The following is a 24,379-nucleotide window of genomic DNA, read 5'->3' as shown; positions in this document are numbered from 1 at the left end:
ACCGCTTTCGTGTAAACATAAAAGTGCAGTCTTATACCTACATCTTTTATTTCGGTAAGCAGCAGCAAATTCTTTAGAACAAAAATAGCACCGTAAAAAACAACTTTCACAGTGCTACTTTATTGATCATATTTAATCAGAAATCCTTCGAGCTTCCGTTCTTTATCTGAAGTTCCTGGTTCTTAATGCTGACCCTGGTTCCGGGTGCTACGGAAGATGTGAGGAATGCATTGGATCCCACTACGGAGTCGTGTCCGATTACCGTCTCACCGCCAAGGATAGATGCTCCGGCGTAGATAGTAACGTTGTCCTCAATCGTGGGATGTCTCTTGGCTCCCTTAAGGGCCTGTCCACCCTTTGTAGAAAGCGCGCCGATGGTGACACCCTGATATACCTTAACATGCTCACCGATGATGGTTGTCTCACCGATAACTATGCCTGTTCCGTGATCTATCATAAAGTACTTGCCGATGGTTGCTCCGGGATGAATATCGATTCCGGTCTTCGAATGAGCGTACTCTGTCATGATTCTCGGAATAAGCGGCACCTTCAGCAAATAGAGCTCATGAGCCATACGATTTATCGCAGTTGCGAGAAGTCCCGGATAGGACAGTATAATCTCCTCCTTGCTAAACGCTGCGGGATCACCGTCAAAAGTCGCCTGCAGATCGGTGTCTATAAGCGCCCTGATGTCCGGAATCTTTTTGAAAAATTCATGCGTAATGCATCTTGCTCCACAGGTTAGAGTTTCATCGGACGCATTTTCATAATCACCGCCGTGCCTGTAAGCTATTGCCACCTGCTTCTGCAGATTGTAAATCGCATCCTCTATGATAACCGCAACCCTGTTGTAGTCGTTATAGCTTCTATAAATCTTATCTCTGAAATATCCGGGATAAATGACACGCAGCAGCTTTTTCACAATATCAATGACCACGTCCCTGTCGGGCTGGCTGAAAATGTCCATCTGATCAACATCTCTGCCCTTGTTGTAGTCATCAAGAATAAGCTCTACAATCCCCTCTATCTCGGTTCTCAGATTCTGACGCTCTCCAATATCCATCTCTCCTACCTGCTCTCCCCGGTCAGCCTAATCCGTCTGCCGGTATTTATAATTTGTAACAGAATAACCCATTTAGGATTATTAGTCCATCATTTTGTCTTTACTTCTTTTGTTTCCGACTTCTTCCCGTAAATTCTTTCGTCATGGGCCACTCTGTAAGGAACTATATAATAGTAATACTTCTTTTTGCGCGAAACCTTTCTGTCAGTGTACTCAAGCTTAAGCTGGCTCGTAATCGTGCCGACTTTCTTAAAGCCGCTCTTTTTCTTATCGGACCTGTAAATCTCATAGCCGGTGGCTCCGATTGCCTTGTTATAGGCCATGACCACTTTTCCCTTAAAACCGGCAATAGCCACAAAGGACGTTTTCTGCGGGGCGTAGTCCGATATCTTCGCGCCCAGGGATTTAAGCGTCTTCTTATAGGAAGAAAGGTCGTCCGTCGAGATATACATATTGACTTTCTTGGTAGTGCTTACCGTCTTGGTGTAGTCGGAATCATCCGTTGTATTTGCGAAAAGCTGTACCCAGTAGTGCACTCCCTTTACCTTAGCATGACCGATGGCACATACATTGTAATTGGGATTTAGCATGTTTCTGCGGTGGCCCTGACCTGCGTACTTTTCATTCACTTCCTGAAAGGCCTCAAAAGCTGCCTTCGCGGTCTTGTAACCATAGGCGATATTTTCACCGGCATAGATATAGTTGTAGTCGCTCTCATCCAGCGCACTGAAACACATCCTGCCGTTTGGCCTCTCGTGATTGAACTTAAGCGCAATCTCCGCTGCTCTTAGCATCGCGATTTTTTCAAGCTTATAATCATAGGCAAGTTTATTAAGGTCATAGGTATAAACCTGCTTGGTGTTGGTCTCATTCCAGAGCCAGGTGTCCTTACCTGTTCTGAAGTCATTTATCATCTTCTGCATGTTTCTTGCAGATTTCTGAGCATACTTTATATTGATTCCGACCTTGGAAACCGGGAACCTTGTCGCAGTCTTAGGCGCGGATTCCTCTGAAAGAATCTCACCGTTGTAGCCCTTAAGCATATAGGTGTAGATGCCGCCTTCTTTCATCGCATCCTTATCAAGATATGAAAGCGTATCCCCCGGCAAATCAGCCTGAAGCTCCCAGGGGGCAGAGGACTTCTGCCTTCTGAAAACATAATAGCCCAGAGCATTATCCGCCTGTTTCCAGCTCACCAAAAGGCCCTTGTATTCGTTGCTGACATCGGTAATAACCGGCTTTGCAACTACGAGCTCTACGGTCTTCTTAACTTCCTCCTTCGCACTTACAGATAGTGCTCCGCCACACGGAGCAGCAGGTGACAGCAAAAGAGCTGCCGCCAGAAGGATGGACAGAATTTTCTTGTGGGTAAAAAGTTTTGAGTTTTTCATACCGGACTCCCTCATGTATATATGATTATTTTCCATTATAAAACGAAGGGGATGGATTTTCTATAAGCCCCCTGATCTCATCCTCGGTTCGCTTAACTTCGTACCAGAAATCGGAAGCACTCATTCGCATAGCACCGGCGCCGTAGATTATGACCTGCTCGATGGCATCGGAGGTGGCGACGGTCACGCGATTTTTCTTGCTGTACTCATGAGCTGTGCGCTCGATATACTGATCGGCGGTCTCGGCTTCCTTGGTGAATACCACATCGAGATTGTGATATTTAAGCACGTGCTCTGTTCCGCCGGGAACTCTATAGGCATCAAATACCAAAATCACCGTCTCTCTCCTGTAGCCCTGGAAATTCGAGAGAATATCCATCAGCTTATCGCGCGCGGACTTCATATCTGATTCCGCCAGGCTTCTAAGCTCATCGTTTGCATAGATGATATTGTAGCCATCGACGAGAAGGTAGGCATCATCCGGTGAAAATTCCTTCTGCGCGCAGTATTTCTTCTCCGGTGCTTTGTTTGCAGCCTTTCGCCTTCTCTCTTCGTCGGCCTTGGCATCGTAGCGCGGCTTAACGGGGCCATAGGTGCGCTCAAAAATATTATCAAGCTCCTGAATTGTGGCATTGTACTGCCTGGTGCGTTCCTCGTAGGTCAGCTCTTTTTCTCTTCTGATCTCCTCTGATTTAAAGCTCTGCAGCTTATCGCCAAGGCTCGTAAGATCTGTCTCTACTGAATTCTTCCCGACATCTGTCGACCAGCCGGTATCGACATGCATATGGTTTCTTACTTCGTTCCAAGGAATAACGGTCCCCGCACCATGTGAGCAAAAAACGCTGCCTGTAGGCTGTGCTATATCGCGCTCGGGATCGTAGTCCTTTTCGGCGATAACTTCTTCAGCGTTGTGACAAGGCTCGAAACCGCGAAGTGAGAGGCTGATTCTACCCGCGCCATGTGTATAGGAGATAATCTCTCTAGCATAATCTGAAAGCTCAGAAGCGGGCACGGAGCCTGTAACACTTGATGTTCCGTCGGGAAGCATCTCCGGAGGGTTTGTCGTTCCGTTCATTTTCTGAATATCACTTAGCAGCCTTCCGATGTTTTCAGAAGGAAGCTCAGCTGTAAAATCATAGACCGGCTCAAGCAAAATGCTCTCTGCCATCATAAGTCCCTGCCTAACGGCGCGCATGGTCGCTTCTCTAAAGTCTCCTCCCTCGGTGTGCTTTAGGTGGGATCTTCCGCCGATCACAGTGATTTTCATGTCTGTGATCTCAGAACCCGTGAGGACTCCGCGAATCCTGAATTCTTCTAAGTGGGACAAAATGAGGTTCTGCCAGTTAATCGCAAGATCATCCACCGGACAATCAGCGTCAAAGGAAAGTCCGCTTCCGGGCTCTCCGGGTGTAAGAAGCAGATGAACCTCTGCGTAGTGCCGCAGCGGCTCAAAGTGTCCAACACCCTCGACAGGTGCCTTGATTGTCTCCTTATAGACGATGCTCTCATCGCCAAAATCTATATCAAGTCCAAAGCGCTCCATGCATCTGTGCTTTAGGATTTCCATCTGAACTTCGCCCATAACCCTGACGGAGAGGTCGCCTGTTTCTTCATCCTTTTTTACTGATAAGAGCGGCTCCTCTTCGGACAACTCGAGAAGCTGTTTGTAGGCAGCAAAAGCATCTGCGCCTTCCGGAAGGATGATTCTGGACGACAGAATCGGCGAGAGCACCTCGGTCACTTCTCCTGTGAGGGCGCCAAGTCCCTGCCCGGCATAGGACGTATCAAGGCCTGTTACGGCCACAATTCGGCCTGCCTCTGCCTCCTGAAGGAGTTCATACATTTCGCCCGAATAGATGCGAATCTGATCGATTTTGGCTGAGATGGTTTCTCCTGCCTTCGCCCCTCCCGCTGCGGGCATGGTAAGGACATCACGCACATGAAAAGCTCCGCCCATGACCTTAAGCCAGGTGAGCCTTGTGCCGTTTGTATCTCTAGAAATCTTGTAGACTCTTCCAGCAAATTCCTGCGGATAATCAGGAGCTTTTGCAAAGTCGTCAAGAAGAGCTATCAGTTCCTTAACGCCCTCCATTTTCAGCGCACTTCCAAAGAGGCAAGGGAAAAGCTTCCTTGAAAAGATTAGGCTGCGAATGTCGTCCTCTGTGACTTCTCGACCTTCTTCCAGATAGGCATTTAGAAGGGCTTCGTCGCAGACAGCGAGGGATTCCTGGAAGGCATCACTACCTAAATCCATCTCCGAAAAATCCACCACGTTGTCCGAAAGCCTCTTTTTAATGTCTTCGAGGATGCGGTCCTTGTCAGACTGAGGCTGGTCCATTTTATTTACAAAAATATAGATTGGAACTTTGTAATGAGAAAGAAGCTTCCACAGTGTATGAACCTGGGAAGTTACGCCATCGGCGCCGCTAATGATAAGAATCGCGGCATCGAGCACCTTCATGGTGCGCTCGGTCTCGGGGGCAAAATCGGCATGCCCGGGAGTATCGAGAAGCGTCACATGCGTATTTTCAGACAGATCAAGCTCCGCCTGCTTAGAAAAAATGGTGATGCCCCTTGATCTCTCCAGAGAGTATGAGTCAAAAAAGGTATCACCATGATCCACGCGGCCGGATTTCCTGACCGCCCCTGTGAGGTACAAAAGTGCCTCCGACAGGGTAGTCTTACCGGCGTCAACGTGGGCATATATTCCAATGTTTAAGTGTTTTTTTCCTGTAGTTTCCATAACCACAATAATAGCACAGTTTTGATATAAGCGGTATTTCCTATTGCTATCAGTTCATCATATAGGAGAACCCGATAACTCCTGCAACGCCGATTACTGTTGCAATAATAGCCGGAAGCGTAAATACAGGCGCGCTATCAGCCTGCTCGGAACCGTTCTTTTTGAAAATCGAATCAAACTCCTCTAAATTTCCTTCATTCCTGGCAATTCCCCTCATAACAATCTTTGCAACAAATGCAAAAGCTATCGCAAGGAAAAAGAATACGATGGTGGGAACCAGCATGCTCTGTCTCTGCGATTCAGCAACTGCCGAAAGATCCTGCCCCATCGTATTAGCAGCAAGCATTGCGGCATAAACCAGGAGCATGTTAAAGGAGTTGATAAGGAAATGCATGATCATGGATGTAATAATGCTTCCGCTTGCAACATTTACTAAAGCAAAGATAACTCCAAGCACAAACGCATAGCAGAACTGGTTAAAATTCAAATGAATGAGTCCGAAGAAAAGCGCGGAAATCAGCGCAGCCTTCACAATAGTAGACACTCTTTTGTAAGTTCCGAAAAGCAGTCCTCTGAAAGCAAACTCTTCAATAAAAGGCGGAAGCAGCGAAACAACCAGAATTGCAAAACCTGCCGAGCCGGATAACATACTATTCGCACTCTGAGCAACCGTGTTGGGTACAAAGAGCTGTGAAAAGAAATTAGCAAATACCCAAATCGGTGTGATAACGATATTTAAAACTATTGTCAGAAGTACGGTCGATATCTTGATCTTATGAAGGCCCATGGCTTCCGTAAAAGACTGACCACTTTTAAATACATAAACAAGGACCGGAATAAGAAGTGCCGCTTCGCAGAGTACGGAGCCCCAAATTCCCACTTTAACACCCTTCATAGCGATGAACGTTCCGCCAACGCTAACTATGATATTAAGAAGAAGTACTACAAGAAAAACAATCCCCATATTTTTAGATTCTTGCTGTTTTGTCATATTCATCCCTCCAAATGCTTTTATCATAGTTCAGATAATAACGTATAAGGAAATGACTTACAAGAATTATTCTGGGAAATAGCATATCCTATTTTATCTTATAGAAACGAATAGGGATTAAAAAATTGTTGATGTGAATAAATATCCGATAATCGTGTAGTACTCTACTTGCGAAAAAAAAGACTTTGGAATCTCTTCCAAAGTCTTAAGTAGTCGGAGTGGCGGGACTCGAACTCGCGGCCTCTACCTCCCTAAGATAGCGCGCTAACCAACTGCGCTACACCCCGGCGACAAATGGTATCTTATCACGTCACGGGGAGAAAAGCAACTACTATTTTTAATTTTTATAATTTTTTTAATCTTACAAAGTGGAATTAACTATTACAAGTCACCTTTTTTTAATCATCACACCATATTTGTGGTTTCCTATTATTTACGGTTCTTTACTATTTTTTATTGTTCTTTACTATTTTTTACTATTCTTTTCTTTTTTTACTATTCTTTTCTCTTTTTTACTATTCTTTTCTATTTTTTTCTATTCTTTTCTATTTTTTACTATTGGTCAATTAATTTTACGCTTTTCTCTAAATGAGTGTCATAGCATGTAAAACACAAAAAAATCCACCCTGTAGAGTCTCCTACAAGGTGGAAATAGCCTTTGATGCATGGAATGTACTTTTTAATCTACCTTAGGCAGCTTTGCAAAACTTGCCTCAAGCTCTGCGTCGGTCGGGATGTAGTCGGACATCTCGCCGTCGTTGAACTTCTGGTATGCCACCATATCGAAATAGCCGGTTCCGGTAAGGCCGAAAAGAATTGTCTTCTCCTCGCCTGTTTCCTTGCACTTAAGAGCCTCATCGATAGCGGCCCTGATAGCATGGCTGCTCTCCGGTGCAGGAAGGATACCTTCAACTCTTGCAAACTGTTCTGCAGCCTCGAATACGGAGGTCTGCTCTACGGATATTGCCTCCATGTAACCGTCATGATAGAGCTGTGACAAAACGGGGCTCATGCCGTGATAGCGAAGTCCACCGGCGTGGTTTGCGGAAGGAATGAAGTTGCTTCCGAGTGTGTACATCTTGGCAAGAGGACATACCATTCCTGTGTCGCAGAAATCGTAAGCAAATTTTCCTCTTGTAAAGCTCGGGCAGCTTGCGGGCTCAACAGCAACTATTCTGTAGTCCTGCTCTCCTCTGAGCTTCTCTCCCATGAAGGGTGAGATGAGACCACCGAGGTTTGATCCGCCTCCTGCACAGCCGATGACAACGTCGGGCTTGATGCCGTATTTATCAAGGGCAGCTTTTGCCTCAAGGCCGATGACAGACTGATGTAAGAGCACCTGGTTCAGGACGCTTCCAAGAACATATCTGTAGCCTTCGGTTTTGGTCGCTACCTCTACAGCCTCTGAAATTGCGCATCCAAGGCTTCCTGTGGTTCCGGGATGCTCCGCATTTATTTTTCTTCCGATCTCGGTATCCATTGAAGGTGAAGGTGTTACGCTTGCGCCGTAGGTGCGCATAACTTCGCGTCTGAAGGGTTTCTGCTCATAGGATACTTTTACCATGTAGACCTTGCAGTCGATGCCAAGGTATGCAGATGCCATGGAAAGAGCTGTTCCCCACTGACCTGCGCCGGTCTCGGTGGTCACGCCCTTAAGGCCCTGCTGTTTTGCATAATATGCCTGAACAATCGCGGAATTGAGCTTGTGGCTTCCGCTGGTATTGTTACCCTCGAATTTGTAGTAGATCTTAGCAGGTGTATCGAGCGCCTTCTCAAGACAGTAAGCCCTAACCAGGGGTGACGGTCTGTACATCTTATAGAAGTCCTGGATCTCCTGCGGAATATCGATATAAGCTGTAGTATCGTCAAGCTCCTGCTTTATAAGCTCATCACAGAATACCGGGCGAAGCTCATCAAAACTCATAGGCTTAAGGGTTCCGGGATTAAGGAGCGGAGCCGGCTTATTTTTCATATCAGCTCTGACGTTATACCACTGCTTCGGTATTTCATCCTCACTAAGATAGATTTTATAAGGGATTTTTGCTTCATTACTCATGACTGTTTCTCCTTTGTCGATTCTTCAACACTTTAAACCATTAAAGCACAGTCGGAGATGTACAGTCAAGAGTGGAATTTCCTATGAAACCAAAAGATTCCGAAGGAATATGTTATTCTCCCGGAATCTTCTTATTTTCTTCTAAATCTATTAGTACAACATATCAAAATGTATATTCGCATTATTTTGAAAAAGATAATGCCTCCTTAAGCAAAGCATCTATCTCCTCTTCAGAATATCCAAAAATCACGGAAATATCATGAGCTATCTCATCATCGGTCATTCCTTTACTATGATCATTTTGGATAACATTAATAGCTGTTTCTTTTTTCACCTTTTCTGTCACTTGCGCTGTAAGCTCTTTATCATGAATCCTCTGTCTATCCCATTCCTTCATATATGCTCTGGTTACCTCTGATTTCTTCTTAACGGAACTAACAATCTCATCGAGCCTTACAAGGTCGTTATCGGGCTCCGAATCGATTTCACCTTCTATAATATATTTTACCAACTCTGAGACAGATTTGCTATGCAGTTTATCTCCGGGAATGTTGTTTCTCCCGCCTCCGTAGAAGAAGTAATTTATCCTTCCGTCATCGACTAAAGATATGTAATAAGTAGTAACTGATGAGAGCGCTAAACACGCAATTAGCGCAAGCAAAAAAAGACTCCGGAGGGGAGTTCCCTCCGGAGCCATATTACATCTAGCATGCATATATGTGATTTGTCACGAAACAACCATATCTTATTTGAAGAATTGCTTGTAAGCCTGCTACGATATAATTATTTGTAATTACTTGCCAACCTTGCGATAGATTGTAAAGTTATATGTTGCATATTGATCATTCAGTTTGTCAAGTACCGTAACCTTTACAATAGTAGGAGCATAAAGGCTGTATCCATTATTTGTGGTTGTTTCTTCTACAGGATTACCGGCTGCATTTGTATCCCAATAATTTGTCTTTCCTGTAGCTGTATTGGCCTTTCCACGTGACTTAGAAGAATTTGAATAAGTTGCGTCATAGCCAATTGTACTGAGCTTTATCTTCTTGTTATTCTTCACGGTTGTGTACTTGAAATTCACATTTGATTCAGTAATACCATTAATTGTATCCACTGTATCACCGTCACCATTTAAGTCAACTTCATGATTCTGTACTCTGCTACCACTTGCGGATCTCTCATAATAGTAATCCTGATACTCATTCTTCTGTACTGTATTTGTCTCAGCAAACAAAGTGCCTACTTCAATCTTCTTAATAACATAGTTCTTAGTTGTCTTAAAGGAAAGCTTTCCACTCTTTGCTGTAGATACATCCCACTCTGTATCGGTTTCAAGTCTGCCATAGTTCAAATTCTTACTATTGCTATAATCAGTAAGAAGGGACTTTCCTGCGTATGTTGCCTTACTGAATACATCAGTTGTAGCTACTGAATAAACAGTAGTCTCAACATGTCCTGTAACTGTTCCTGTTGAATTCGTAATATCGAAGCTGAGCTTTGTCTTACCACTCTTATTGGGAGTAAGCTTAATCCAGCATGTTGCACTTGAATCAGTACGAGATGCGTACTCAGCAACCTTTGTCCTGTCATATCCCTCTGTCTTATTGTTTCCAAGGATAATCTTCTGTCCTGTACTTGTATAGAAATATTCTGTTCCATCAGCATCTACTTCTACTGAAATATTGTCATTTGATACTGTAACGGTATCCTTCTTATTAAATCGCTCAGCTTTTACTATCTTTTTCTTGGAAGATTTAACGTTTGTAATTCCAACATCGCCATTTACCAGCGGTACTGATAAATAAGTAATCTCACCGGTCTTAACCCTTATCCCCTTAGCAAAGGTATGCGTTATGTCCTTATTGACTACATCTTTTTCCCTCGCACCGGTAGCGCCTGTTGTTCTATTCTTGTATGTAGTTACAGTTGCAATTATTCTATATGTTTTGCCGTCATCTGTTGAATAGTTGCCAACATTAGCTCTATTGTATTCAAAGTTCCCTTTAGAATAATAATCTTTCGTTCGAACAACACCATTTTCAATTACAGGTGCCCAAAACTCATACTCGAAATACTGCTGCGAATACTGATCAGAAAGCCATCCTTCAGCTACTCCCTGTGCAGCCATCTTCATTCTTGCTACATCCTCCGCATCAATGTTATTCGTTTCATCTTCTACTCCATCAAAAACATACTCTTTTTTATCAATATCAACGCCTTCGGATCCATCACCCTGCTTATCTAATTCCACAGCAGCGAGAGGCTTTTTCTTACTTGCAGCTATTGCTGTTGTAGGGGTGCAAAGAGTTACAGACAGTGCAACCGCGAGTGCAGCCGCACCAATTCTAGAGAGTTTCATCATATAAATTACCTCCACTCATAAAAAATTTTGTTTACGGTTTTTCGTAACCGAGGTTTCGTGACATTTTCCATTCTAACATCTTGAATTAATTAGTCAATCCGCTCAACCATGCATTTTCATGACATTTTATGAAGTTTATAAAATGTTTATAATTACGTTTATATGAAAAATTCAGTAATGACATAGCTTTTCAACTCGCCAATCATAATCATATAATAAGAGCACATTACAATAATTTATAATTATTATATTTATATGACTATTACATTGTTTACAATAAAAAAAGATGGTCACATTTAAGGCAAACATGACCATCTATAAACGCATATTTTCATTTCTTTACAGTCCCTGCATCATATCAATGATAATGCGGAGTTCGTTTAGAGTTACTGTCTCATCTCCTACAGTAAGTTCATCCTCCTCGTCGTATTTCTCTGAGAGGTAATCAAGGAACTCCCACATGTTCTCATAGCTGTCAGGATCTTCGATTATAAACGTCTCACCGCTTACGGTGATTGTGCCATCGTCCGCAAGGTCCTTTCTGATGACCTCCATTATTTCTTCGGCGCGATCGGGTGAGATGGCATCCGGGATACCTGCCAGAGGTGTGTTCTCATCGCCAATGAATGTGGTTAAATCTCCTTCTGCTAAGGTAGTCTCCGGAACATTCTGATCTTTCCAGGTGTTTCCGACTTTCTTGAAGGAAAATAGCACCTCAGCATCCTCACCGATCTCAGGATCGGGATCCAGCGTTATTCCGACATCCATATTTTTCTTGTTCATCCCCCCGCAGGCTGTAAGAGTAAGCACCGCCGTAAGGACAAGTAATCCACTTAAAATTCTCCTCATACCAGACTCCTTTTTGACTTTCCTTAGTATTAGTCTGTCCTTTAGACCTAAACCTATTGTAAAACACAAAAATAAAGCCACATTTATGCGAATGTTAATGGCTTCTTAAAAGTTTATAAAAAGAGTCTGAAGTTTGAATTTTTATTTAAAAATATTTGTTTTGATAATTAATATTCGAATTTGTGATACAATATAGAGGCAACAATTTTCCAAAGGAAAGGAGAGATTAGTATGAAATTAGTTTCAAAAATCAGAAGGGTTGTCTTTTCACCCCTCGCACTTATAATGGCAGCTGTCATCATATTGTCCGGTGTTCCGGTAAACCATGTAAGTGCAGCATCTTCCGTAACTGTTAAGCTCGGAAGCAACAAATCAGTAAGCCTTAAGAAGGGCACCAAGAAGCAGATCATTGCAAAGAAGGGCAGCAAGACTTTAGGCAAGAAGGCTGTTAAGTATTCTTCAAGCAAGAGTTCAGTAGCAAGCGTAAGTGCAACCGGACTTATCACAGCTAAGAAGGCCGGCACAGCTAAGATCACTGTTAAGAAGGGTTCAAAGAAGTCTGTTATCACAGTTAAGGTTACAAGTAAATCGGATGATGATGATGACGATGACGACGATGATGATGACGACAAGAAGATTACCGGCATCTATCTCACAGAATCCGAGATCAGACTTAAGGTTGGCTTCTCAAAAGAGCTTTCCTGCAAGACAGCTCCCAACAACAAAGTAACCAAGGCTAGCTGGGATGTTGAAGATGAGTCCGTTGCAGTTTATGAGAACGGCAAGGTTGTAGCTAAGAGCGTAGGCGAGACAATTATTTATGCTCGCGCATACGGCAAGGTAACTGCCTGCAAGGTTATCGTATACGAATAAAAATAACTGAATAAGATAAAGGCGCACCTAATCGGTGCACATATGAAAAGCCGCCAAGCAAGGCGGCTTTTCTTTTTATATAGATGGGTTTGTCACTCGATATGATTTATCATAGATGCCAGATACCCGGCACCGAAACCGTTATCAATATTGACTACGCTGACTCCGCTGGCACAGGAATTGAGCATAGAAAGAAGCGCCGAAACTCCGTTAAAGGAAGCTCCGTATCCAACACTGGTTGGCACTCCGATTACCGGGCAGTCAGCAAGTCCGCCGATGACGCTTGCGAGTGCGCCTTCCATTCCGGCTATCGCAATGATGACTCTTGCGCTCATGATTTCATCCATGTGGCCAAGGAGTCTGTGAAGTCCCGCAACACCTACATCGTAGAGTCGTACAACTTCGTTTCCGTAAACCTCTGCTGTCTTAGCGGCTTCCTCTGCCACCGGGATATCGCTTGTGCCGCCGGTCGCAACCACAATCTTTCCCTTTCCGTCTTTTTCAGGAAGCTCTCCCACTATTCCGATATGGCTAAGAGGATCATATTCAAAATCTTCTATATTAATCTTAAGAAGGGTTGCTGCCTCCTCCTTCATTCTTGTTATGAGGACGGTCTTTTGCCCATGCTCTCTCAATTTGTTCGTGATATCAAGCACCTGCTGCGGAGTTTTCCCGGCGCCGTATATTACCTCAGCTGCGCCTTGTCTTAAGCCCCTGTGAAAATCGGGCTTTGCAAATCCCATATCCTCATAGGGTGCTTCTTTCAGTTTTAAAAGTGCTTCGTCAACTTTAGTTTCTCCTGATGCCACCTTCTGCAGAAGTTTTTCCATCTCTTTTTTATCCATTACTGATCTTTCCTCTCAAAATATTCCTAGTGTAGTAAAATGCCGGGAACAAAAATACGTCCGCAAGAATCCATGCCAGGGGGCTGGCAAGACAGATTCCCGTATATCCTATCACCGGTACAAGAAATAGTGATGCCGCTGCTCTTGCAATCATCTCGCACACTCCGGCAAGGATTGCCAGCATGCTGAATCCCATGCCCTGTATAAGGAATCTGACAACATTGACAAATACAAGCGGTATGTAGAACAGGCTGTTCCAGATAAGATATGTATGTGCGTAATCAAGAACGGCACTTTCACCCGCGCTCATAAACAGCATTGCAAAGTATCTTCCAAAGAAATACAAAACTCCGAAGGCGATAACCGAGTAAATGCAGCCAAGAATCCCTGCTGCCCACATACCTTTTGAAAGTCTGTCAATTTTTCCTGCACCCACGTTCTGTCCGCCATAGGTCGACATCGTAGAACCCAGTGCATCAAAGGGGCAACAGAAGAACATTCCCACCTTGCCCGCTGTGGTAACCGCTGCCACAATGTCAGCTCCCTGACTGTTCACCGCAACCTGCAGCAGCACGCTACCGATGGCCGTGATCGAGTACTGAAGTCCCATCGGAATTCCCATGTTGAAAAGCTTGAAAACGTGGTGCCTCTCAAGGGTGAGGTCGCGCTTTGTAATATGAAGAATGTCCACACTTTTCACAATAAAAACAAGACACATAATCCCCGAGATAAGCTGGGATAAGACCGTAGCCAGCGCCGCCCCTGTCACGCCAAGTCCGAATACTATTATAAATAGAAGATCCAGCCCTATGTTGATGAAGGATGCAATCACCAGAAACATAACAGGATGCTTGCTATCCCCGACTGCTCTGAGTACGCCCGAGAGCAGGTTGTACATATATATAACCGGAATTCCGATGAATATCACGACAATATATCCATAGGCATGCTCCATTACTTCATCCGGCGTGTTCATGAGAATGAGTATCTTTTTACAGAAAATGGTTGAAAGGAAAGTCATTATCACAGCCAATATGCTGCATAGGACAATGGCATTTCCCAGATATCTTTTCAGGCCGTTAAAATCCCTTGCTCCGAAGGTCTGAGCAATCGGTATGGAAAATCCCGCAGATACTCCCATGCAGAAACCTATGATCATGAAATTGATGGAACCGGTGCTGCCCACGCCGGCAAGGGCGTATTTTCCCAAGAACTTTCCTACAATCATGGTATCCACCACATTGTAGAACTGCTGAAAAAGCATTCCCATAAGCATGGGCACGGCAAATCCCAGAATAAGTTTCATGGGAGATCCGTTTGTTAAATCTTTTGTAGCTGCTTTTTGCATATTATGACCTCGTTCATAGGTTAAGAATTTCGTTCATGCTTCCGGTTCTGTAGCCCTGAAGATCGAGAGATACATAGGAGAATCCGAGTGCTTTTATTTTTTGGAAGATTGTCTGCCTGGTCTCATCCTCAAGAAGCTTTTTAATCTCATCTTCCGGCACTTCTATCCTCGCCATGTCGCCATGAACTCTGCATCTTGCCTGTGAAAAGCCGCTTCCGAAAAGTATCTCCTCGGCTGCTCCTGCCATCTTTATCTTTTCTTCGGTTATCTCCTCGCCGTAGACAAATCTTGTGGCAAGGCAGGCGAAGGAAGGTTTCGACCAGGTGGGTAGCCCAAGTCTTTTTGAAAGTATCCTGATTTCTTCTTTGGTAAGTCCCGCCTCTTTCAATGGGCTTTTGACCTTCAGCTCTTCTATTGCTCTCATCCCGGGTCTGTAGTCAGTTGTATCATCAGCATTTGAGCCTTCGGCGATAGTGCTTATTCCAAGCTTTTTTGCCTCTTCAATGATTGATGTGAAGATCACCTTCTTACAAAGATAACACCTATCCGGTGGGTTATTTTTGAAGCCCTCTATTTTCATCTGGTCAACACTGACTATCACCTGTTTGATGTCATTTTTCTCGCAGAAATCTTCCGACTCCTTGTGTTCCCTTTCGGGGAAGGAAATGGATTTTGCGGTGATGGCGACTAGCTTGTTTTCAGGCGTCTTGCTTGCTGTTTTAGCTTGAAGGACGTCCGCCGCCACCTTAAGAAGAAATGTGGAATCCACACCTCCTGAAAATGCCACCGCCAGAGTGTTATAACTGCGGATGATGTCTTGTAGTTGTTGGTATTTCTGATCTATGTTTTTCATGTTGGTCTCTTTATGCCCGCGCAAATTAGATTGAGCTCAATAATATGTTATTAAACAATTATCTCATAATATAAGTGCCTACGAAAGTGAGTTAGAGAATTCTTTATAAAGATATTAGTTTTTTTGACGTAATTTCGATAACCGTAAATCTAATCTCTCATTTTTCTATTTTAGACTTACGTTTTGAAGCTTGTTTACAAGATAATGTCAACATTCTATCTTCATGCCGATTATATATTGGGTTCAAAGGCCTTTTTTCACAAATTTCATTCTTAATATTGATAATTGGTAAATCCATTTTAGCAAAATTGAAAAATTGACTTACGCCTTCACAAGACATTTTAAATAACGAGCAAAACAATTCTAAAATACGTTCAAAGCAAGAGACAATATCCTTAATACTAGAAACAACACCCTTAAAGCAAGGATTATTATCTAAAACAAGAATAATCATCTAATACAAGAACAATCCCCTAAAACAAAAATAATGCCCTATGACAAGCCAATAATGTCATAGAGCATTTTTTTATTCAATCTTCTCTCTTATTTCCCCAGAAGAAAAGAGCAATCGTACCGGGGCCGGTGTGGCTTCCGATGGTGGTGCCGATGTCGTAGACCTCAATGCGTCCCTTTACTCCGGGGATGAGGGCCTCGACTTCCTTTATGAGCTGATCGGCGTCGCCTCTGCAAGCGGACTGTGAAATATAGCACTTGCCGTTATACTTGTCGCCATACTGGGCATTCTCAAGCATCTTCTTTGCACAAGCTCTGATAACTGCGGGCTTTCCGCGAAGCTTCTGTCTGGCGATAAGGCGTCCCTGATTATCCACGTTGAGAAGCGGACAAATCTTTAGCGCACCGCCAAACCAGCCTGCTGCCTTTGAAACACGTCCGCCCCTTACAAGATATGTAAGGTCGGTTGTGAAGAACCAGTGGTTAAGCTCAAGCCTGTGCTCAAGTACCCAGTTCTTAAGCTCGTCTATAGTCATTCCGGCGTCGCGCTTATCAGCGATAGTATCCATTAAAAGTCCATAGCCTGATGATGCTGCCAGGGAATCTATGATGTATATCTTCCTCTCAGGATATTTCTCTCTGAGCTCATCAGCTGCAATATTAGCTGAATTAATGGTTCCGGATATTCCGGAGCTGAGTGTCAGATGAATGATATCCTTACCTTCCTCAAGGAATGGCGTAAAGTGACTAATATATTCGTCAACATTTATCTGGGATGTTTTAGTCATCGCTCCCTTTGCCATAGCGTTATAAAAATCCTCTATAGGAAACTCACCATCATCCAGGTATGGTTTGCCGTCAATTTCAAAATGAAATTTGGCAACTTCTAAATCCCTCTTTTTAAAGTGATCAAGAGTAAGATCGGCTGTTGAACAACAGCTGATAACGTAATCAGCCATAATATTCCTCCCTTATAAAACTACTAAAAAGTAACATATAAGAAGAAATTATTCAAGGAAACGATTTAGGGAAGGCTAGTTTATTCTACCCTTGCGAAGACGTAGAGGCGGGCGTCACCGGTTCTGAACATGCGGGTGTCCTCGCCGTAGCCGGTTCCGCCGTAGTCGGGATTGAGGCGGACTCCGCAGGAGTTCAGCATGCTTCCTGTCGCAACGGCTTCGTCCTTCTCGCCGTTCATCTTGTAATGTCTTGCAATTATGCCGTGGATGATTCCGTCCTGTTTTACATGAATGGGAGCCATAGTATTTATGAGGCTTCCGAAAGCCTTGATGTTGACGCTGACCTGTCTGTTTGCAACCTCATAAACCGCATCCTCATCAAGTCCCATGGTCTTAAGTGCCAGATAATCATTGTTGGGTCTTGACTCTTTCTGGAAAATCAAAGCAACCGCTGCCGACTTGTCCTTAGAAACCACCATGAAGCGGTACTTATCAAGTCTGTAGAAGTCTCCGAACTGGAAGACCTTTCTCCACTTTTTATAGAACTCAACCTGATCTGCCACCTGCTTTCTCTGCTGCTCGGAGAGTTCTCCGAGATTCAGCTCATAGCCAAAGCACCCGAAAGCAGCCACCGAGAATCTGGTCTCAAGCGGCACGGTGTGAAGTGTCTGGTGATTGGGAACAGCGGACACATGCGCACCCTGCGTATTTGCGGGATAGCCGTAGCTGTAGCCTCTCTGAATGTCCATGCGACATACTGCATCGGTATCATCACTTGCCCATATCTGAGGGAAAAAGCTGAGGATACCAAGGTCAAACCTGTTGCCGCCTGCTGAGCAGCCTTCAAAAAGGATCTCGGGGAACTTCTTAGTAAGTGTTCCCATGATTCTGTAAAGCCCGATGTAATATCTATGCTGGAACTCCTTCATTCTCTCAGCCGGAAGTTCAAGTGAGAATCTATCCGAGAAGATTCTGTTCATATCCCACTTAATATAGGAAATGTTAGCTGAGGAGAACACCTTTGACAGAGCATCGATGATATAGTCCTGTACATCGGTTCTGGTGAGATCCAGTATCATCTGCGTTCTTCCAACTGAGTGAGATCTTCCGGGAATTCTTACCGCCCACTCGGGATGCGCTCTGAAAAGATCTGAGTCCTCATTCACCATCTCAGGCTCAACCCAGAGTCCGAATTTCATGCCCATCGCATTTATCTTTTCAGCAAGACCGCCGAGCCCGTCCGGGAGCTTCTTGGTGTTAACTATCCAGTCGCCAAGTCCTGCATGATCGTCGTTTCTTTTACCGAACCATCCGTCATCCAGGACGAACAGCTCTATTCCTGCCTTTGAAGCTTCCTTTGCAATTTTAAGAAGACTGTTCTGGTTAAAATTGAAATAGGTAGCTTCCCAGTTATTAATAAGGATTGGTCTCTCCTTATCACGCCAAACTCCGCGAACGATGTGCTTTCTTACAAAGTCGTGCATGCTGCGGCTCATTCCGCCAAAGCCTCTGCCGGAATAGGTCATGACAGCTTCCGGTGCCTCGAACTTCTCGCCTGCTTCCAGTAGCCACTCAAAGCCTGTGGGCTGAATTCCGCTAACAAACCTTGAAAGGAAGGTCCCGTTTGAAGAAAGAGAGCTATAGTGATTGCCGCTGTATACCAGGTTAAATCCGTAGCAGTCACCTGCTGTCTCGGTAGTATCGGGCATGCTTACCATTGTAAAAGGATTGCTTCTGCTTCCGGATTCACCGGCAGCGAGTTCCTCGTTAACAACTTTTCCCGCATTACAGACGGAGACTGTCTGTCCCATCTCATCTGCCCAGCGTCCGTGGAAGCTTGTCAGCTGATATCCGCTTTGCTGAAAATCAATCTGATTGGAAAGAAGGCGGTCCACCTTCACTCTCGCATCGCCGTCATTTATCAGAACTGCGCTTCTTGTGATGGTATCGCACTCGGGATAAACCTTGTAGATCATCTTAAGTCTGATATCGTAGCCGGTGTCCTTAAGAGTAATCGTAAGCTGCTGCGCGTGGTCCTTCTCCCATGGAGCTGCCTTATCCTCTTCGCCCGCACTTTCAGCGCCTTTTCCAAGGTCATCATAAGAACTCGGCAGTGTCTCAAGGCTGCCAAGTTCATCGGATATCTCCGCACTTTCGAATAAAAAGTCGCAGGTTGAGGAACCGTCCGCAAAGGTCAGCTCCACCAAGGGTTCTCTGATGTCACCCTTACCGAAGCCCGACATCTCAAGCGGCATAACCTCGAGGCAGAGAGGATAGCTCTCCTTCGAGTAAACAACCATGTTTCCGCCCTCGTTTTTGTGCTTAATCTCAAGAACTTTTGCCATGTCTGACAAAAGTCCTTCCTCTGCGCTCTCGTTTTTCATAAACTTCTCATACTGCATATCAGAGATGAGCGAGGCGCCATAATGTATGTGTTCTATATGCCCCGAAGGCAGCACCTGCATAAAGTAGCTGCTGCCTTTCGTCTGTAGTAAAAATATGTTGCCATTTCTTAAAATCATCTTACGCAAATTCCTCTCATTATTATGTCTATCATTACTTTAAGGGCATCATCGTAGCTTGTGTTGCCCTCAATAAGCACGTTCGAGCTGAGGAACCTCTCAATTGAGGCCTCGGTCATCGCTTTAATTACGGGAATCGGCAGCGGTCTTATAACGCCTTCGCGGATTCCTTTTTCAATAAGCATGATGGTATCTTCCCAGTCATTCTCAAGTCTGTTCTGAACCTTCACATAAATCTTAGGGTACTTTTCTTTAAGTGTAAATACCATGCGAAAATCGACATCCCTGTACTTGTCAGGCATGCAGATCATTATCTTCTCAATCTGTTCAATGGTGGAAAGAGACTTGTCGGCAAGAACCTCCGCCTCCTTCTCCTTAATATTATCAAAACAGTAGTCTACAAGTGAATCGAATATTTTTTCCTTGTCATCAAATTCCTTGTAGATTGTCTTCTTACTCATGTGGAGATCGCTGGCAACGTCGTCCATTGTGAATTTTGAGCCCTTTTTCTTGAACTCCGAAAGAACAGCCTCAAGTATCTTAATTTTTGTGTCGTTCATAATCCCTCCTGCGCTAATTCAGCTTATTTGTCCCGTCAAAAAATTCCTCTATTGATTTAAGCAGTTCATTCTTTGGCATATTTTTAAGAAGATATCCATTGGGCTTTAGCCCTACCACCTTCATCACGCTCTCCCTGTCTCCCTTGCCGGTAAGGAAAATGATCGGCGTATCGTATAGTCTCTCATCACTTCTTATCATCTCAAGAACCAGCGGTCCGGGTGTCACAGGCATCTCGTAATCCAAAAGAATCAGGTCCGGCATGTTCGTCGCAAGGTAAGTAATTGCCTGGGTTCCGGAACTTACTATCGTAACTCTGTATTTTTCCTCAAGCCAGTTCTTTGCAAGCTTTAGAAACGTCGGATCATCGTCGACCAGAAGGATATTCCGCCTCTTTGCCATCTCATTGTTCAGCTTACAGAGATCGCGCATTCTCTCCGAAACCAGCTTCATGTCAACCGGTCTGTCGAACTTCTCCGCTATGGAGTCTGCAGTCAGGGTAGCGCCTACAACCTCATACTCTGCTTCATCTCCGATCATGCACAGAATCTTGTTTTTCTCAAGACAGATATCTCGAAGATATATGAGAACATCCGGAATCTCATCGACAAATTTCCCCAGATAGAACAGGAAAACATCCGGCCCGTCTCTGTATTTATCGAGTTCATCCACAACCGGCTCACATTTTACAACCACCAGCCCCGCGTCTTTAAGATTCTTCGACAGGGCATCTATCATAAAAGTTGAGCCGCTACTTATAAGAAGAATTCTGTTATCCATATCTTCCTCCATTTTCAAGTAGCCTACGAATCAATTACCTTTTTATACGCATTTAAAGAAGTCTATTTATCTCATCCCAATCCGCATTTGCAACAGCTTTCTGCAATGCTGTGAAAAACTCCCTATGCCCTTTGGGAACTCGATAACCTTTTACAGTTTCCATTATATAATTAATACTGTCATAGTCAAAGGTTCCGGCGATTTCTTTTAAAGTATTTTTTAATTCTGTAACGGCATCTTCTTCCATAAGCGGAAGGTCGTCCGAAGAATTGTCCTCCGCTCCATCATCTCCAGAGAAGAAGGCTTCCCGAAGTTCCCTGTACATCTTAAGAAGCTCCGGTGTGTCCCTTTTTATCCTGTCAATATCCACGGCATCGCCTGCTGCCTCTAGAGCCTCAGCCAGCGCCGAGAGCTTTTCTGCTCCGATAATTCGCGCTGAGCTCTTAAGGGCATGAACCTTGATGGTGTAGTTTTTAATGTCCTCATCTTCAAGGAATTGCTCTATCGCTTCGCAGTTTCTATCAATGGAGTCCTTGAAGGTTTGGGCCGCCTGCACGAAGTTCTCCGCAGAACCGCAGTTTTTAATTCCGGTCTTTACATCGATAGGCGCTTCCTTAAGCCAGCCCGGAAGCTCTTTTTCCTCATCGTCAAAATTATCCTTATCGCTCGAAGACGCTACCATGCAAACCTTATCCTCAGGCAGATACAATACCATCATAGCCTCCAGTTTTTCTGCCATGATGGGCTTTGTCATATAGTCATTAAAACCGGCCTCGATATACATATCCCTCGCACCCGAGATCGCATTGGCTGTAAGACTTATGGCAGGCGTATTCCGGTTAGGATTATCCTCCTCACTCTTTAGCTTTGTAAGAGTCTCTATTCCGTCCATAATGGGCATTCTGTGATCGAGGAAAATGAGATCATATTTCTTCAGCCTTGTCTTCTCAAGGCATTCCTGACCACTCTCTGCCGTATCAATCTGCACCAGGGTTTTCTTAAGGAGTCCCTCAACCACAGTAAGATTCATGGGTGTATCGTCGACCACAAGAACTTTTGCCTCAGGCGCAGTAAATTTCTCGTGATACTTTTCCTTATCGATAACAGCCCTCTTGTAGGCATCCATGTAATCGCCGATGGGCTCATCCTTTATTACCTTCTGAGTGATCGTAAATGAAAACTCCGAGCCCTCACCGTATTTACTTTCAACCTCGAGCCTGCTGCCCATAAGAGCAAGCAGTCTCTTCGTTATGTTAAGACCAAGTCCGGTTCCTTCGATGGTCCTGTTTCTGACCTCGTCAACTCGCTGGAAGGCATGGAAAAGTCTCTCAATATCCGCTTCCTTAATACCTATTCCGGTATCCTTAACCCGGACTGTGAGATCAATCAAATCCTCTGCGATTTTTTCATAGGTCACGATAAGTGATACGCTGCCCCTCTCCGTATATTTGACAGCGTTGGTGAGAATATTCGTTATAGCCTGCTTAATTCTGATCTCATCTCCGAAAAGCACGCTCGGAAGATTCCTGTCCACATCGACCACAAGCTCAATACCCTTAGCCGTGATCCTTGGTATGATCATGTGCACAAGGTCATTAACAAGTGATGAAAAATCGTAGTCCACGGGAACGATGTCCATTTTTCCTGCTTCAATCTTGGAAAAATCGAGGATGTCATTGATAAGTCCAAGAAGTGTATTTCCTGCAGACTTGATATTCTGTGCATACTCCACTATCTCAGGATCTTTGCACTCGCGAAGAATCATCTCATCCATTCCCAGCACAGCATTTATAGGTGTCCTGATCTCATGAGACATATTTGATAAAAACGCAGACTTAGCTTCATTTGCAGCCTCAGCCTCGTGTACAGCCTCAACAAGCTCACCTGTCATAGCCTTCAGGAAATGGGCAAGTCTTGCCGAGAGTGGAATCACCCCCTCCCTCTGCGCAAGATCATTCCGCTTATCGCTTATAGGCTTGTAGGTCGCCTCTCCTCCAAGTCCTTCTCTCATTCCGATAGCAACAAGCGCAGAGTTTAACAGTCCGCCTTTTCCGTTAAAGCGATAAATTTCACCCATACCAAGGCAGAGCACAGGTTTCTCATAGCGTCCCTCTGCATAGTAGTCTATCTCAAGATGATAATCATCCTGAAGGAAGTTAAGTCTGTTGCCGCAGATGATAAGATTAAGGTATTCTGCACCAAAGGCCCTCATTCTCTCTGCCCCGGCCTTTGTTCCTTCAAGGATCCTGTCATATTGTCCAAATGAAAAGCGCACCTTCTCACCCTCAAGGATATCCGCTTCGAGGTAAAGCTCACCATTTTTCCCAAGTGTAGCAGGTGTTCTTCCTATGGTGATTCCGTCGCGCTCCACCACAAGCGGAAATTCACCGATATTCATGACAAAATTCTTATTCTCATTTACTCCAAGATATTTCTTATAAACTTCAGCCGGCTTTACTCCGTCAAGACTTGTTGCAACAATAAGCCCCTTACTGAAATCCGTCGAGACCTCTATATCCATGAATCTTCCTATAGGTTCCCACCCAAAGAGATAATCCACATAGGTATAGAGCTCTTTCCCGTGAAAAATGGCTATTGCCGCACCTCTGCCCATCTCTTCACCTGCTATTACAAAGGTATCCTCCTTGTTAATAGCGGAAAAATAGCCGTCTGTACTTTCTCTTTTATTCACCCCTGCTATCGCACCGTATATCGGAATATCCGGGAGTTCCTTGGAAAGATCTCTTATAAGCACAGGCGATGGCGCACTTCTGCCTGCAAGAAGGATCTGAACCCCCTTGACATATTCTATATTTCGTATAAATTCTGCAACTTTATGGGCATATTCAGATGCAACATCCAATATTTCTTTGTTGTCCTTATACACACCTGCGAAGTAACTGAGTACTGTAACGGCGGCGTTTTTCATCAGTGTAAAGGACAGCACAATTCCCTTCTCGATGTGATAAAGCGCATAAACCGTAGGAATCGAGGACATCCCGACAACTTTAAAATCCGGAAAAGAAACAGCAAGTTCCTTAAGAACCGCCTTTATCTCTTCCTCATCTATATTTCCAACCTGCATTTCAATCAGGCCGGAGTTATACTCATGTGATTCAAACTCCATCTTGATAAACGGAGCTTTCTTCTTGAGGTCATCCAGACTCTCAATGATTATATTCTTTTGAAACATGGGCATTCCTCATTTTGCTACATGGAATCAATCGCCGGGAATCTCTATGTTTATTCAATCATCTCTGCAAGCCTGTCTCTCTCTGCAATAACTTTTGTGATATATTCCGTGTAGTCCATGTCTTTGCCGGCACGAAGGATCTCGGTCATCTCACTTGCTGGCTCATAAATCGGTGTGAGTGCAAGGTTTCCCAGTATCCCCTTAAGGGCATGAGCTGCCTCGAAAGCTGCCGGTATGTCCTTTTTTTCAAGAAGCTCCTGAAGCTCCTCGTAGCGTTCACGCTCCAGTGCTTCAGGGATGAGATCAAGATAAAACTCCTCATCGTCAAGGCATCTTGCAAGGCCTTCCTTTGTGTCGGCTCCAAACTCGTTAAGTATGTCTATTGTTAGCATGTGTACCTCCTTTAAATTCCCCTCATCCGGCGCTGCGCGCCACCTTCCCCCCTAGGGGAAGGCATATAATTGGTCCATCCCCCTAGGGGAAGGCATATAATTGGTCCATCCCCCTAGTGGAAGGCATATAATTTATCCATCCCCC

18 protein-coding genes and 1 tRNA gene are annotated in these 24,379 nt (G+C 44.4%); 1 reads left to right on the top strand and 18 read right to left on the bottom strand.

The genetic code is table 11. The annotated features are described in order from the left end of the window. Positions 1 to 136: 136 nt before the first annotated feature. The 9 genes from G630_RS0119980 to G630_RS0119940 all read right to left on the bottom strand — a co-directional run bounded on the left by G630_RS0119980 (position 137) and on the right by G630_RS0119940 (position 11,458). A complete protein-coding gene (locus tag G630_RS0119980) occupies positions 137 to 1,063 on the bottom strand; it encodes a serine O-acetyltransferase (protein WP_026499586.1) in 927 nt (308 codons plus the stop codon). Between the two features lie 89 nt (positions 1,064 to 1,152). Continuing rightward, the gene (locus G630_RS24065; RefSeq protein ID WP_196805839.1) at positions 1,153 to 2,454 is read right to left on the bottom strand and encodes a CAP domain-containing protein; all 1,302 of its coding nucleotides are present in this window, start codon (positions 2,452 to 2,454) and stop codon (positions 1,153 to 1,155) included. A 25-nt stretch (positions 2,455 to 2,479) separates the two neighbouring features. Then, on the bottom strand, positions 2,480 to 5,197 hold the full coding sequence (locus G630_RS23115; protein ID WP_044960065.1) for a translation factor GTPase family protein: 2,718 nt from the start codon (positions 5,195 to 5,197) through the stop codon (positions 2,480 to 2,482). Between the two features lie 49 nt (positions 5,198 to 5,246). After that, positions 5,247 to 6,188, bottom strand: a complete 942-nt coding sequence (locus G630_RS0119965) for a CPBP family intramembrane glutamic endopeptidase (protein WP_026499585.1) — start codon at positions 6,186 to 6,188, stop codon at positions 5,247 to 5,249. A gap of 213 nt (positions 6,189 to 6,401) precedes the next feature. After that, positions 6,402 to 6,475: transfer RNA gene (locus tag G630_RS0119960), tRNA-Pro, on the bottom strand. 392 nt (positions 6,476 to 6,867) lie between these two features. Then, a complete protein-coding gene (locus G630_RS0119955; RefSeq protein ID WP_026499584.1) occupies positions 6,868 to 8,244 on the bottom strand; it encodes a TrpB-like pyridoxal phosphate-dependent enzyme in 1,377 nt (458 codons plus the stop codon). A gap of 181 nt (positions 8,245 to 8,425) precedes the next feature. Further along, positions 8,426 to 8,905 (bottom strand): hypothetical protein, encoded by a 480-nt coding sequence (locus G630_RS0119950; protein WP_026499583.1) that lies wholly within the window; start codon positions 8,903 to 8,905, stop codon positions 8,426 to 8,428. Between the two features lie 132 nt (positions 8,906 to 9,037). After that, positions 9,038 to 10,609 (bottom strand): hypothetical protein, encoded by a 1,572-nt coding sequence (locus tag G630_RS0119945; protein ID WP_026499582.1) that lies wholly within the window; start codon positions 10,607 to 10,609, stop codon positions 9,038 to 9,040. Positions 10,610 to 10,948: 339 nt separating this feature from the next. Next, positions 10,949 to 11,458 carry a hypothetical protein gene (locus G630_RS0119940; RefSeq protein WP_026499581.1) on the bottom strand — a complete coding sequence of 170 codons (510 nt, stop codon included), beginning with the start codon at positions 11,456 to 11,458 and terminating at the stop codon, positions 10,949 to 10,951. A 231-nt stretch (positions 11,459 to 11,689) separates the two neighbouring features. Here G630_RS0119940 and G630_RS24060 point away from each other — a divergent pair, with 231 nt between their 5' ends. Beyond that, the gene (locus G630_RS24060) at positions 11,690 to 12,331 is read left to right on the top strand and encodes an Ig-like domain-containing protein (RefSeq protein ID WP_022762903.1); all 642 of its coding nucleotides are present in this window, start codon (positions 11,690 to 11,692) and stop codon (positions 12,329 to 12,331) included. A 92-nt stretch (positions 12,332 to 12,423) separates the two neighbouring features. Here the strand turns inward: G630_RS24060 and larB are convergent, their stop codons facing one another. The 9 genes from larB to G630_RS0119885 form a co-directional block, all read right to left on the bottom strand. After that, positions 12,424 to 13,176 carry a nickel pincer cofactor biosynthesis protein LarB gene (gene larB / locus G630_RS0119930; protein ID WP_026499580.1) on the bottom strand — a complete coding sequence of 251 codons (753 nt, stop codon included), beginning with the start codon at positions 13,174 to 13,176 and terminating at the stop codon, positions 12,424 to 12,426. Next, positions 13,169 to 14,524, bottom strand: coding sequence for an MATE family efflux transporter (locus G630_RS0119925; RefSeq protein WP_026499579.1), 1,356 nt, complete (start codon positions 14,522 to 14,524; stop codon positions 13,169 to 13,171). Before G630_RS0119925 ends, larB begins: the two co-directional genes overlap by 8 nt. A 13-nt stretch (positions 14,525 to 14,537) precedes the next feature. Then, positions 14,538 to 15,377 carry an ATP-dependent sacrificial sulfur transferase LarE gene (gene larE, locus G630_RS0119920; RefSeq protein ID WP_026499578.1) on the bottom strand — a complete coding sequence of 280 codons (840 nt, stop codon included), beginning with the start codon at positions 15,375 to 15,377 and terminating at the stop codon, positions 14,538 to 14,540. Between the two features lie 530 nt (positions 15,378 to 15,907). Next, positions 15,908 to 16,789, bottom strand: coding sequence for a DegV family protein (locus tag G630_RS0119910; protein WP_022762898.1), 882 nt, complete (start codon positions 16,787 to 16,789; stop codon positions 15,908 to 15,910). An 80-nt stretch (positions 16,790 to 16,869) separates the two neighbouring features. Next, the gene (locus G630_RS0119905; protein ID WP_044959945.1) at positions 16,870 to 19,311 is read right to left on the bottom strand and encodes an alpha-galactosidase; all 2,442 of its coding nucleotides are present in this window, start codon (positions 19,309 to 19,311) and stop codon (positions 16,870 to 16,872) included. Beyond that, on the bottom strand, positions 19,308 to 19,871 hold the full coding sequence (locus tag G630_RS0119900) for a TetR/AcrR family transcriptional regulator (protein WP_022762896.1): 564 nt from the start codon (positions 19,869 to 19,871) through the stop codon (positions 19,308 to 19,310). The genes G630_RS0119905 and G630_RS0119900 overlap by 4 nt, the downstream gene beginning before the upstream one ends. Positions 19,872 to 19,884: 13 nt before the next feature. Beyond that, positions 19,885 to 20,649 carry a response regulator gene (locus G630_RS0119895; protein ID WP_022762895.1) on the bottom strand — a complete coding sequence of 255 codons (765 nt, stop codon included), beginning with the start codon at positions 20,647 to 20,649 and terminating at the stop codon, positions 19,885 to 19,887. Between the two features lie 52 nt (positions 20,650 to 20,701). Next, complete coding sequence (locus G630_RS24055; RefSeq protein WP_049946329.1) at positions 20,702 to 23,842, bottom strand: ATP-binding protein; 3,141 nt, start codon at positions 23,840 to 23,842, stop codon at positions 20,702 to 20,704. A 50-nt stretch (positions 23,843 to 23,892) separates the two neighbouring features. Then, positions 23,893 to 24,234, bottom strand: a complete 342-nt coding sequence (locus G630_RS0119885; RefSeq protein WP_026499575.1) for an Hpt domain-containing protein — start codon at positions 24,232 to 24,234, stop codon at positions 23,893 to 23,895. Positions 24,235 to 24,379: the final 145 nt, after the last annotated feature.

The organism is Butyrivibrio sp. WCD2001, from assembly GCF_000424485.1.
GTDB lineage: Bacteria > Bacillota > Clostridia > Lachnospirales > Lachnospiraceae > Butyrivibrio.
The sequence above is the reverse complement of the archived record's forward strand: the minus strand, read 5'-3'. Positions and strand labels throughout refer to the sequence as shown.

Bases quoted from the DNA above. Each gene is read 5' to 3' on its own strand.
- G630_RS0119980 (WP_026499586.1), bottom strand. From the start codon at position 1,063: ATGGATATTGGAGAGCGTCAGAATCTGAGAACCGAGATAGAGGGGATT.
- G630_RS24065 (WP_196805839.1), bottom strand. From the start codon at position 2,454: ATGAAAAACTCAAAACTTTTTACCCACAAGAAAATTCTGTCCATCCTT.
- G630_RS23115 (WP_044960065.1), bottom strand. From the start codon at position 5,197: ATGGAAACTACAGGAAAAAAACACTTAAACATTGGAATATATGCCCAC.
- G630_RS0119965 (WP_026499585.1), bottom strand. From the start codon at position 6,188: ATGACAAAACAGCAAGAATCTAAAAATATGGGGATTGTTTTTCTTGTA.
- G630_RS0119955 (WP_026499584.1), bottom strand. From the start codon at position 8,244: ATGAGTAATGAAGCAAAAATCCCTTATAAAATCTATCTTAGTGAGGAT.
- G630_RS0119945 (WP_026499582.1), bottom strand. From the start codon at position 10,609: ATGATGAAACTCTCTAGAATTGGTGCGGCTGCACTCGCGGTTGCACTG.
- G630_RS0119940 (WP_026499581.1), bottom strand. From the start codon at position 11,458: ATGAGGAGAATTTTAAGTGGATTACTTGTCCTTACGGCGGTGCTTACT.
- G630_RS24060 (WP_022762903.1), top strand. From the start codon at position 11,690: ATGAAATTAGTTTCAAAAATCAGAAGGGTTGTCTTTTCACCCCTCGCA.
- larB (WP_026499580.1), bottom strand. From the start codon at position 13,176: ATGGATAAAAAAGAGATGGAAAAACTTCTGCAGAAGGTGGCATCAGGA.
- G630_RS0119925 (WP_026499579.1), bottom strand. From the start codon at position 14,524: ATGCAAAAAGCAGCTACAAAAGATTTAACAAACGGATCTCCCATGAAA.
- larE (WP_026499578.1), bottom strand. From the start codon at position 15,377: ATGAAAAACATAGATCAGAAATACCAACAACTACAAGACATCATCCGC.
- G630_RS0119910 (WP_022762898.1), bottom strand. From the start codon at position 16,789: ATGGCTGATTACGTTATCAGCTGTTGTTCAACAGCCGATCTTACTCTT.
- G630_RS0119905 (WP_044959945.1), bottom strand. From the start codon at position 19,311: ATGATTTTAAGAAATGGCAACATATTTTTACTACAGACGAAAGGCAGC.
- G630_RS0119900 (WP_022762896.1), bottom strand. From the start codon at position 19,871: ATGAACGACACAAAAATTAAGATACTTGAGGCTGTTCTTTCGGAGTTC.
- G630_RS0119895 (WP_022762895.1), bottom strand. From the start codon at position 20,649: ATGGATAACAGAATTCTTCTTATAAGTAGCGGCTCAACTTTTATGATA.
- G630_RS24055 (WP_049946329.1), bottom strand. From the start codon at position 23,842: ATGTTTCAAAAGAATATAATCATTGAGAGTCTGGATGACCTCAAGAAG.
- G630_RS0119885 (WP_026499575.1), bottom strand. From the start codon at position 24,234: ATGCTAACAATAGACATACTTAACGAGTTTGGAGCCGACACAAAGGAA.